The organism is Thiomonas sp. 13-64-67 (assembly GCF_002282795.1).
In the GTDB taxonomy this organism is placed as follows: domain Bacteria; phylum Pseudomonadota; class Gammaproteobacteria; order Burkholderiales; family Burkholderiaceae_C; genus Thiomonas; species Thiomonas arsenitoxydans.
This window is the reverse complement of record NZ_NCKP01000080.1, coordinates 1-9558: the sequence shown is the minus strand read 5'-3', so window position 1 is coordinate 9558 and position 9558 is coordinate 1. Positions and strand designations below refer to the sequence as shown.

The 9558-nt window shown below is 64.5% G+C and carries 13 protein-coding genes; 11 read left to right on the top strand and 2 right to left on the bottom strand.

Features of this window, described 5'->3' with window-relative positions; all coding sequences use genetic code 11:
* The 10 genes from B7X30_RS14200 to B7X30_RS14155 all read left to right on the top strand — a co-directional run.
* A partial coding sequence (locus B7X30_RS14200) for a KpsF/GutQ family sugar-phosphate isomerase (RefSeq protein ID WP_286731416.1) occupies positions 1–657 on the top strand: 657 nt, incomplete at its 5' end.
* Positions 658–678: 21 nt separating this feature from the next.
* Complete coding sequence (locus B7X30_RS14195) at positions 679–1347, top strand: KdsC family phosphatase (RefSeq protein ID WP_286731415.1); 669 nt, start codon at positions 679–681, stop codon at positions 1345–1347.
* A gap of 13 nt (positions 1348–1360) precedes the next feature.
* The gene (lptC, locus tag B7X30_RS14190; RefSeq protein ID WP_286731413.1) at positions 1361–1981 is read left to right on the top strand and encodes an LPS export ABC transporter periplasmic protein LptC; all 621 of its coding nucleotides are present in this window, start codon (positions 1361–1363) and stop codon (positions 1979–1981) included.
* Entirely contained in the window at positions 1978–2829 is an 852-nt protein-coding gene (locus B7X30_RS14185; RefSeq protein WP_286731410.1) for an SDR family oxidoreductase, read from the top strand. Before lptC ends, B7X30_RS14185 begins: the two co-directional genes overlap by 4 nt.
* 417 nt (positions 2830–3246) lie before the next feature.
* Positions 3247–3969 carry a Crp/Fnr family transcriptional regulator gene (locus tag B7X30_RS14180; RefSeq protein ID WP_286731407.1) on the top strand — a complete coding sequence of 241 codons (723 nt, stop codon included), beginning with the start codon at positions 3247–3249 and terminating at the stop codon, positions 3967–3969.
* A 144-nt stretch (positions 3970–4113) separates the two neighbouring features.
* A complete protein-coding gene (locus B7X30_RS14175; RefSeq protein WP_353681923.1) occupies positions 4114–4929 on the top strand; it encodes a Crp/Fnr family transcriptional regulator in 816 nt (271 codons plus the stop codon).
* 146 nt (positions 4930–5075) lie between these two features.
* A complete protein-coding gene (locus B7X30_RS14170; protein ID WP_156053999.1) occupies positions 5076–5294 on the top strand; it encodes a CsbD family protein in 219 nt (72 codons plus the stop codon).
* Positions 5295–5384: 90 nt separating this feature from the next.
* Positions 5385–5543, top strand: a complete 159-nt coding sequence (locus B7X30_RS14165; protein WP_013104359.1) for a DUF3309 domain-containing protein — start codon at positions 5385–5387, stop codon at positions 5541–5543.
* Positions 5544–5636: 93 nt separating this feature from the next.
* A complete protein-coding gene (locus B7X30_RS14160; RefSeq protein WP_013104358.1) occupies positions 5637–5948 on the top strand; it encodes a BON domain-containing protein in 312 nt (103 codons plus the stop codon).
* 145 nt (positions 5949–6093) lie between these two features.
* The gene (locus B7X30_RS14155) at positions 6094–6309 is read left to right on the top strand and encodes a YMGG-like glycine zipper-containing protein (protein WP_286731401.1); all 216 of its coding nucleotides are present in this window, start codon (positions 6094–6096) and stop codon (positions 6307–6309) included.
* A 172-nt stretch (positions 6310–6481) separates the two neighbouring features.
* Here B7X30_RS14155 and B7X30_RS14150 read toward each other — a convergent pair whose 3' ends face one another.
* Positions 6482–6676: a hypothetical protein gene (locus tag B7X30_RS14150; RefSeq protein WP_013104356.1), complete on the bottom strand. Its 195-nt coding sequence runs from the start codon at positions 6674–6676 to the stop codon at positions 6482–6484.
* Positions 6677–7498: 822 nt separating this feature from the next.
* On the opposite strand from B7X30_RS14150, the gene B7X30_RS14145 reads away from it, so the two are divergent.
* Positions 7499–7654: a DUF3096 domain-containing protein gene (locus B7X30_RS14145; RefSeq protein ID WP_013104354.1), complete on the top strand. Its 156-nt coding sequence runs from the start codon at positions 7499–7501 to the stop codon at positions 7652–7654.
* A gap of 42 nt (positions 7655–7696) precedes the next feature.
* Here the strand turns inward: B7X30_RS14145 and B7X30_RS14140 are convergent.
* The coding region (locus B7X30_RS14140) for a glycoside hydrolase family 94 protein (RefSeq protein WP_502694446.1) at positions 7697–9558 on the bottom strand (1862 nt) is incomplete at its 5' end.

Below are 9558 nucleotides of genomic sequence, written 5' to 3'. Positions count from 1 at the left end.
CTCACCCGCATCGTGCCGCAGGTCAAGCGCCTGGGCGCCACGCTCATCGGCATGACCGGCCGCACCGACTCCACCCTGGCGCGGCATGCCGACATCCTGCTCGATTGCGCCGTCGAACAAGAAGCCTGCCCGCTCAACCTCGCGCCCACCGCCAGCACCACCGCCCAGCTTGCCCTGGGTGACGCCCTGGCCGTCGCCCTGCTCGACGCCCGCGGCTTCGGCCCCGAAGATTTCGCCCGCACCCATCCCGGCGGCAGCCTGGGGCGCAAACTGCTCACCCATGTACGCGATGTGATGCGCAGCGCCGAGGCCGTGCCCAGCGTGACGGAAGAGGCGCCGTTCACCGCCGCGCTGATGGAAATCACCCGCAAGGGCCTGGGCATGACGGCCGTGGTCGATGCGCACGGCGTGCTGGCGGGCATCATCACCGACGGCGATCTGCGACGCCTGATCGAAAAGGGCGCCAACCTCAACACCCTGCAAGCGCAGCAGGCCATGCACCCGCAGCCGCACACCATAGGCCCGGACGCGCTCGCCGTCGAAGCGGTGCAACTCATGGAGCAATACCGCATCAACCAATTGCTCGTCGTCGATGCGCAAGGCAAGCCCGTCGGCGCGCTGAACATGCACGACCTGTTCGCCGCCAAAGTGATCTGAGAGGGTGTGAACAAATCCGCCATGAACCCGCCTATCGAAGCCACACCCCGCGACGCCACACCCCGTCTCGCCTTTGAGCCCGAACTCCTACTCGCCGCGCTCGATGTGCGACTGCTGCTGCTCGACGTGGACGGCGTGCTCACCCCCGGCGACCTGCTCTATGGCGCGCAGGGCGAAGAACTCAAGCGCTTTTCCACCCTCGATGGTCACGGCCTCAAGCTGTTGATGAGCGCAGGCATCGAGCCCGTCGTCATTTCCGGGCGCGACAGCCCCGCGCTGCGCGCGCGCATCGCCGAACTCGGCCTGCAACACAGCGTGCTGGGCAGCGGCGCCAAGCTGCCCGCCGCCCAGAGCCTGCTCGACCAGCTTGAGCTGAGCTGGAAGCAAGTGGCCATCATCGGCGACGACTGGCCCGATCTCGCCCTGATCGCCCGGGCGGGTTTCAGCGCCGCGCCGCCGCAAAGCCACGCCGAGGTGCTGGCCCGCGTGAGCCACATCACCCGAGCCCCCGCCGGGCTCGGCGCGGTGCGCGAAGTCTGCGATCTGCTGCTGATGGCGCGCGGCACCTACGCCGCCCTGCTGCAGGATGCGCTCGACGGCAAGCCGCACACACCACCGCCGGGCCGCCCTCACGATGCCATCAGCGGCACCCTGGCCGAGCCGGGCGCCGTGCTGCCCAGCGCGCGTTGAAGCCCCTGTCGACATGAGAATCAACCCGCGCCAGTTCTGGCTCCGCCTCAGCGCCTGGACGCCCGTCCTGCTGCTGGCGCTGGCCGCCGCGTTCAGCTGGTGGGTGGCGCAGGTGGTCATGCGCGCCGAGCAAAACCCCCGAATCGACGCGGCGCACTCCAACCTGCCCGACTACCTGCTGCGCGGATTTTCTGCGGCGAGCTACAACGCCCAGGGACAGCTGAGCGCCGTTTTGCGCGGCACGCAGATGGTGCACCTGCCCGCCTCCGACACCTTCGACATCACGTCGCCGCAGCTGCGCGCGGTCAACCCCCAGGGCATCGTCACCACGGCCAGCGCGCTGCGCGGCCTGTCCAACAAAGACGGGAGCAATGTGCAGCTGCTCGGCCAGGCCGTGGTGGAGCGCAGCGGCGTGCCCCATCAGGCCCCGCTGATCGTGCGCAGCGAGTTTCTCAACATCTTCCCCAACCAGCAGATCGTGCAGTCGAACCAGCCCACGGTGGTGCAGCAGGGGCAGACCGTTTTTTCCGGCAATGCAGTGGATTTCAACGGCATTGCGGGCACTGCATCGCTGCAGGGACGGGTGAAAGCCGTCATCGTGCCGAGCCAAACCCCACCGGGAGCCACGCCATGACCGCCGCATCGCCCGCGCCCATCGTGCTGCTCACCGGCGCGTCCAGCGGCATCGGCGCAGCGCTGGCTGCGGCTTATGCCGCTCGCGGCTGGCGGCTGGTGTTGATCGCCCGCCGCGCCGAGTTGCTGGAGCAAGTCGCACGCGATGCCCATCTCGACCCGACTGATGCGGCCCGCGTGCGGCTCATCGCCGCCGACGTCCGCGACACCGACCGCCTGCGCCTTGAGGCCGACACCCTGCTGCGCGAATGGGGCTGCCCGCAGGTGGTCATTGCCAATGCAGGCATCAGCCACGGCGTCGATCTGTCGCAAGCCGACGATCTCGACGTCGCCATCGACATCATGGACATCAACTGGGCCGCCGCGCTCGCCACCCTGGCGCCCTTTATCGCGCCGATGCGCGCGCGCGGCAGCGGTGCCTTGGTGGGTATCGCCAGCGTGGCCGGGATTCGCGGCCTGCCCTGCCACGCCGCCTATTGCGCCAGCAAGGCCGCCCTCATCCGCTCGCTCGAAAGCCTGCGGGTGGAACTGCGGCCCAGCGGCGTGAAAGTCGTCACCCTCAGCCCCGGCTATATCGAAACGCCCATGACGGCGGGCAATCGCTTTCGCATGCCCTTTCTCATTTCACCCGCCGAGTTCGCGCGTCACGCCCTGCCCGCCATCGACGCGGGTCGCGCCTACGTCACCATTCCGTGGCAGATGGGGTGGCTGGGCAAATTCCTGCATGTCGTGCCGCGCGCCGTGTTCGACCATTACGCCGGGCGCTACGGCCGCAAGGCCCGCAAGGACGACTGCGAACCCTGCCAGGCGATGACCCGGCGCAACCGCATGCGTCGCGGCGGCAAATAAGAAGCGCGGGGGCCTGTTCACGGGCTACGGCGAGCGCCCACCAGTTCACGCCCGCAAGCAGCAGGCCGGCGACAAAAATCAGCGTGCTCAGCATGAACACCTGCGGCGGAATGCCGATTTTCACCGCGCCGTAGACCCACAGTGGAAAAGTCAGCGCCCTATAGCCAGCGCCCCAGCCAGCGCCATCGACGTGCCGTGCGGAGTGTCCTGACCGCTGCGCGGGGCGGGTCAGCGACAATGGCGGTGTCGTGTTGCAGGGAATAAAACTCGGCGCTTCATCTCGCTTGACCAATCAACTTGCCTGCATCAACGCCTCCTTCTCCGTGAGAGTTCACGGGGTTGCTTCCAGCCTGGCGAGTCGCTCCAGGCGTGATGTCCTGGCCCAACGGATCAATGACGCACCTCCCGGAGAATGACATGCGCCCAATCGCAGACGACCCGAAGCTCAATCAACTGCTGGCCTCGCTTCCCGATGCGGAATGGTTGCGCTGGAAGCCGCAACTTGAACGGGTGAAGCTTGAACTGGGGCAGGTGCTCTACGAGGCGGGCGGCCTGCAAAGCCACGTTTACTTTCCGACGACCGCCATCGTCTCCCTGTTGTACGTGCTGGAAAACGGCGCCTCCGCCGAAATTGCAGTGGTTGGTCGGGAAGGGCTTGTCGGCGTCTCGCTCTTCATGGGTGGCCAATCCACCACCAACCGTGCGGTGGTGCAAAGTGCAGGCGAGGGATATCGGCTGCGCGCTTCGGGCATGCAGACTGAATTCAATCGCGCCGGGCCGGTGCTGCATCTGCTGTTGCGCTACACGCAGGCGCTTATCACGCAAATGTCGCAGACTGCCGTGTGCAACCGGCATCATTCGCTGGACCAGCAACTCTGCCGCTGGCTGCTGCTGAGCCTGGACCGGCTTGACGGCAACGATCTGGTCATGACGCAGGAACTCATCTCCAACATGCTCGGTGTTCGCCGCGAAGGGGTCACCGAAGCCGCGCTCAGCCTTCAGCGGGCAGGGTTGATTGACTATGCACGCGGCCGTATCAAGGTGCTCAACCGGGCTGGGCTGGAGCAACGCAGTTGCGAGTGCTACGCGGTGGTGAAGGCGGAGTACGACCGACTGCTTCCGGCCACGTTGGCCATCTGATCGCCCAGGCCACATCGCGCCCTCGTTGCGCAAAAACTGGCGCACGGCTGCTGGGCGTAATGATGGTTGGCGCAAGCCGGGCCGCACGATCTGCCGATCGCTATGTGCGGCAGCAAACGGACACCGCGGAGATTTGGGCGCATCGTGTCGGCATCGGTTCCAGACGCCACGCACGGCCCGGTCTGGGCTGCATCACGGCATGCGTTGGATGTGCTGTTCACGAAAGCCTTTTTGTTCACCGCTCAGAATGCGCTCATTCAACGCCTGCCTCGCATCGAACAGCGTCGTTTACTGAAGCGATGCGAGCCGGTTGATCTGGTCTTTGCCGCCATGCTGGGCGCGCCAGGCCAGCAGACCGCGCATGCCTACTTCCCAGTCAACGGATATGTCTCGCTGCTGCAGCAGACAGGCGCGCAGGCGCCGCTGGAAGTGGGCATGGTGGGACGCGAAGGCATGCTGGGCGCAGAGCTGGCTCTCGGCGTGACGACCACCCCGCTGCTCGCGTTGGTGCGAGGTTCCGGGGCGGCGTGGAGAATCGAGCAAAGTGCGTTGCAAGAGGCGCTGGCGCAAAGCCCGGCGCTGCGTCAGGGTCTGCACCGCTATGTCTATGTGTTGCTGGCGCAACGGGCAGCAGCCGTGTCGTGTCAACGCTTTCATCTGATCGAAGCCCGGCTGGCACGTCAGCTGTTGATGAGCCAGGACCGCGCCCACGCCGACACGTTTCATGTCACGCACGAAGATCTCGCCCAGATGCTGGGCGTTCGGCGTGTTGGCGTGACGGTGGCGGCGGGAGAGTTGCAGCGCAGCGGCTTGATTGCGTACCACCGCGGTGATCTCCGGGTGGTGAATCGCATCGCCCTGCAATCCAGGGCATGCAGCTGCTATGCGCTGGATCAGCGGATTTACGACGCCTCAATGCAAGACAAGGCCCCGGAGCGCGCAGAACCCGACTTCGCGTGAAAAAACGGTCTTGCATGTTCGTTAGCGCACAGACACTTTGCTTGCAGTTCGATACCTTCAGTGCATGCCACGACACCGCAGAAATGCAACGTGATGCCGAAGCGACATGAACCGGGGCAACTGCCCCATCACTTGAAGGATTGAACATGAACTGGGAACGTATCGAAGGCAACTGGAAGCAGATCAAGGGTCAGGCCAAAGCGCAATGGGGCAAGCTCACTGACGATCAGCTGACCGAGATCGACGGCAAACGCGAGCAACTCGCCGGAAAGATCCAGGAGTCCTATGGCATCACCAAGGACGAAGCGGAGCAGCAACTCGCCGCCTGGCAGAAGCACTGCAAAGACGACGGTCCCGCAATCTGAGCCTGGGGTCAATCTGACCTTGCACAGCCCTGAAGCAAAGCGGTCGGTCGAGAGTCATCGCGCCCATCGCTGCACACGAGGAGTATGACCATGTCGTTAGGCACCATTCTGCTGATCATCCTGATTCTGATGTTGATCGGCGCATTTCCAAGCTGGCCCCACAGCCGCAGCTGGGGGTACTTTCCCAGCGGCATTCTTGGCTTCATTGTGATCGTGGTGCTGATCCTCTTTCTCACAGGGCGCATGTAAGCGTTCATACGCCTGCGCCATTGCGCCATCAAACATCCACCCCTTGGGCAACACGCCTTCGGGAACACTCGGTTTATTTCAAAGGAATGCATCATGCGATCCCACAAAGTGCTTTATGCCGTCATGCTGGCGGCCTCATTGGTCAGTTTTACAGGTTGTGCCGCCACAGATCGGCACGACAGCACGGGCCAGTACATTGACGACACGGCCATCACGACCAAGGTCAAGGCCGCGATTTTTGGCGACCCGCAGCTCAAGCTGTTCGAAATCAAGGTGGTGACCTTCAAGGGCGTGGTGCAACTCAGCGGCTTTGTCGGCACACGCGAAGAGGAGCTGAGAGCGGTCGCCCTTGCACGCAACGTGGACGGCGTGAAGGCGGTTCAGGACAACATGAGTCTGAAGTAAACAGGCGAGTCACGCCGCGAGGGAATCGATCCTGGGCAGCGGCGTTGTAGGCCATCGCACAGGCGCCTGATCCCCCTCCAATACGTGCGTCGCCTCACCGGGGCGACGTGCGCTGTTTTTTCCAACCCATTCAAAAGGTCGCATCATGAACATCAAACAAAGAATTCTCCCCTCGGTTGCCGCTGCCATGTTCTTTCTGGCTCTGGGCGGCTGTGCGGGGATGTCGTCGCAGGATAAAAGCACCGCGATCGGTGCGGGCGTTGGCGCAGTGGGCGGCGCCGTGCTGTCGGGCGGGAGCGGAATCGGGACGGTCGGTGGCGCCGCGGTGGGCGGCGTGATCGGGCATGAAATCGGCAAGTAAGCCATATTGTTTGACAGACCTCCACAACCAGGAAACACCATGAACCGATCTTTCAAACGGCCCGCAACAATCGTCGCCATCAGCCTTCTGATGGCGGTGCTCTACGGCTGTCAAAAACCAGAGGGCCCGGCAGAAAAAGCTGGCAAGGCCATAGACCAGGGCGCGGGTTGGTTCAACCGTCTGTCGACAGCGCCTCGGCACAGTGGTAGGGGATGATCAGCTGGCCTTCGTTGTTGGCAATCGCCTCAATGGTGATGATGGGCGCAGATGATTCAAGGTGGAATGCCTTGAAGGGGATACGTTCTACGGCTGATTGTGGCCGGTCAAGAGAGTCGGAGCCGTCATGAATGCCAGCTGCGGCAATCAATTCTGGCTACACCAAGCAAGCGCAGGGCGGTACGTGTGCTCGGCTTAGGGAGTGTCTGGATTTTTGCATTTCAGGCGGGGGAGCGCTTTTGATGGCATGGCGGGCGACGCGGCGTGTTGCGGTTGATGGCTGGCGCAAAATCTACCAGCGCAAATAGTTGTTCATGCTTCCGCTGTGCACCTGGACACTGCGGGTCTGGCCGTTATGCGTTCCGGTCACTGTGTAACGCCCCCCAGGCAGTTTGACGTAGCACAGGGGGCCATCCGCGGTAAACCTAGCCACCGTCCGGCTGCCGGACCGGATCTCGATCGGCACATCCGCCAGATAGGCTCCACCCGGCCCGCCGACCATCCAGAACCCCAGGTTGTAGTCGGTAGCCCTTGATTGCAATTGCGTCAAACTGCTATCGCCCACTCCGCCGCACAGATGACTGCCGACATGCACAGGGGCCGGCGGGGTCGGCATCTGCGCCTGGGCTCCGCTCAGCATCCATGGCGCTCCGGAAAAAAGGACCGCGCATTTTTGAAGAAATGCGCGGGTCGCTGCAGTGCGAGGTCTGGTCATGTCAGTGGGCTCTTGGCTCAGGCGGCTTCCTGTGGCTTGCATCGCGGAATGATTCAGCTTCAGGAAGCATGGAAGCTACAGACTTTAGATCTGCGTTGCGCGGATGTCTGTACGCCAGCGCACGCTGCAGTGCGTCAATGCGTCGCTCGGGCGAAGCCATTCAAAGCGCTGACGTTCGTTAGCGCACAGACGGCAGACGCCTGGAAGGCTAACTTCATGGTCATGCCTGCGCACTCCGACGCGGCCACAAGGACGCATATGAATCTCCATCTCAGTATTGGCCCGCTGGTTTCCCTGGTTGCCGGTGTCCTGATCCTCGCCATGCCCCGCCTTCTGAACTACATCGTGGCGGTCTACCTGATTCTCATCGGACTCATCGGGATCTTTGGCACTGGCGGCCTGCAGTTGCATTGAACAGCCCGCGCGATGCTGCGAGGCTCAGGATGCTCAATGAGCTTATGCCAGCCGTAGCTCGACCTGATGGCTGCGGCCATCGTCCAGCAAAGCGATGCTCGCTGCAGACTGCACCACGCCATCGAGCAGGATCTGGGCTGTAATCTCTGCGGAGTTGGTGGACGACAGCGTCCGCCCGACACGGATGCAATACAGCGTGCTGCCGTAGCGGTAATCCAGCTCAAACCCAGGCCAGTCAGCCAGAAGCACTGGGGCGAGATGCAAGTGTCCGCCCTCGCGGCGCAGGCCGAGCAGCGACTCCGCGATCAGGCGGTACATCCAGCCGGCCGAGCCGGTGTACCAGCTCCAGCCGCCGCGCCCGACATGCTGCGGGGCGGCGTAGACGTCAGCGGTCATGACATAGGGCTCAACCTTGTAGCGCTCGATGTCGGCGGCGCTGCGCGCGTGGTGCACTGGATTGATCATGTCCAGCAACTCCCAGGCGCGGGTGGCGTCGCCGAGTTCGGCGAAGGCCATCGCCGCCCAGACCGCGGCGTGCGTGTACTGGCCGCCGTTCTCGCGCACGCCGGGCACATACCCTTTGATGTAGCCGGGGTCGAGCAGGGTCTGGTCGAACGGCGGGTCGAGCAATTGCACCAGCCCGGCATCGCGGCGTACCAGACGCTGGTCGAGCGCGTCCATCGCCTGCCGCTGGCGGTCTGCATCGGCGGCGCCGGACAGCACGGCCCAGCTCTGCGCGATGGCGTCGATCTGACATTCCGCGCCGCCAGCCGAACCCAGCGGCGTGCCATCGTCGAAGTAGGCGCGGCGATACCAGGCGCCATCCCAGCCATGCTGGTCGAGGCTGGCGCGCAGCGCCGCCGTGGCGTCAACGCAGCGCGCAGCGAAGTCGGCGTCGCCGCGCGACTGCGCCAGTGGCACGAAGCGCTGCAGTACCTCATGCAAGAAAAAACCGAGCCAGACGCTTTCGCCACGGCCGTGGTCGCCCACGCGGTTCATGCCGTCGTTCCAGTCGCCCGTGCCCATCAGCGGCAGGCCATGCGCGCCGCGCGGCATGCTGTGCTCGATGGCGCGCACGCAATGCTGGTAGAGCGACTCCCGCAGCTCCGAGCGTGTGGCGCGGTCGTAATAGGCCTCTTCATCGGCGTTGACGGCGCGGCCTTCGAGGTAGGACGCAGTCTCGTCGAGCACGGCTTGGTCGCCGGTGATCTGCACATAGCGGCTGACGCATAGCGGCAGCCACAGGTAATCGTCGGAGCAGCGGGTGCGCACGCCGCGGCCCAGCGGCGGATGCCACCAGTGCTGCACGTCGCCTTCGCTGAACTGGTGCGCCGCGCATAGCAGCAGATGCTGGCGCACCGCATCGGGCTGGGCGTGGAGCATCGCCATGGCGTCCTGCAACTGGTCACGGAAGCCGATGGCGCCGCCCGACTGGTAGTAGCCGCTGCGCGCGAGAAAGCGGCAGGCGATCACCTGGTACAGCAGCCAGCCGTTGACCAGCAAGTCCAGCGCGGGGTCGGGCGTGCGCACCTGCACCGCGCCCAGCGTACTGCGCCAGTGCTCGCGTACGGCGTCGAGCGTGGTGGCCGCCGTGCCCAGTCCGCGACAGCGCTGCACCAGCGTGCTGGCGGCCTTGGGGCTCTCGGCCACGCCCAGGCGGAAGATGATTTCACGCGTGTCGCCCGCGCCCAGATCGAAGGGAATCTGGATGGCCGCGCAGGGGTCCAGCGCCGCGCCGACTTGCCCGGATAACCGCGCGTTGCGCAGCGCCGCCGGGTCGCGCAGGGTGCCGTTGCGGCCGATGAATTCACTGCGGTCGCCGGTCACGCTGCGCGCCGGGTTGTCGACATCGAAAAACGCCACGCGACCGGCGAATTCGGTGTTGTAGGCATTGCGCGCGAACA